The organism is Clostridium sp. AF28-12, from assembly GCF_003435225.1.
GTDB classification, from domain to species: Bacteria; Bacillota; Clostridia; order Lachnospirales; family Lachnospiraceae; genus Pilosibacter; species Pilosibacter fragilis.
Map to the genome: position 1 here is coordinate 1 of NZ_QWGJ01000072.1, position 719 is coordinate 719.

At 47.8% G+C, this 719-nt stretch carries 1 protein-coding gene and 1 pseudogene; both read right to left on the reverse strand.

The features are described from left to right. Window positions 1-203: pseudogene (locus DWY93_RS16845) on the reverse strand (type IV secretory system conjugative DNA transfer family protein); the annotation flags it as partial. Beyond that, entirely contained in the window at window positions 200-700 is a 501-nt protein-coding gene (locus DWY93_RS16850) for a PcfB family protein (protein ID WP_007886614.1), read from the reverse strand. The pseudogene DWY93_RS16845 and the gene DWY93_RS16850, both read right to left, overlap by 4 nt. Between the last annotated feature and the right edge of the window lie 19 nt (window positions 701-719).

The following is a 719-nucleotide window of genomic DNA, read 5'->3' on the forward strand; positions in this document are numbered from 1 at the left end:
ACCAACAAGTCCAATGGATGCAGGCTTGGCCAGAAACTTTGCAGCGCCCCAGGCAGAACCGCAACCAGCGAAAGAAACTTTTCTGAAGCATCCGCCCCTTGTGCCATTCGCCATGCCTCTCCAAAATTGGTAGCAAACAGCCCCAGCAGGATATACGGCATATTCAGCAAAACGAGCTTTTTGATGTCCAATGTCTTTTTCATCGTTCCAGCTCCTTTCGCTTGGTGCGATCCACCACAGCATTTTTAACCATCTCTTTGAACTGGTTAAGTTTTGCCAGTACGGACGGGCGCTCTGTTTTCGTTGCCTTTTTGACCTTTTTGTTGGTGTACTCTGTAAAAGCTGCTGTCAGAGCATCTGCATCACGGCCTTTGAAAAAAATCAGGTACTTTGGCGGAGAACTGCTGCGGTCCTTTTTCACCGCATAATCCACACCATATTTCCGGGCGATTTTCTCAAACTCCTTGATAGAGGGGTCTGTGATCTCAATGTTGGATATTCCCTGATTCTGCCCGACAAGCTGCTTCACAGTCTGTTTTCCATGCGGAACAACCGGCGCATCACGGCTTCTCTGTTTTTCCAGCTTCTTTTCCTTGCGATGTGCCATGTACTTGCTTATGGCAGCCTTAAACATTCTGCCGGTAAACTTTGTTCCACTGACAACCAGCGTCAAAGTTCTGTTTTCCACTTCTTCCTGCATTTTCTCGCCTCCTTTCCAC

Bases quoted from the DNA above. Each gene is read 5' to 3' on its own strand.
- DWY93_RS16850 (WP_007886614.1), bottom strand. From the start codon at position 700: ATGCAGGAAGAAGTGGAAAACAGAACTTTGACGCTGGTTGTCAGTGGA.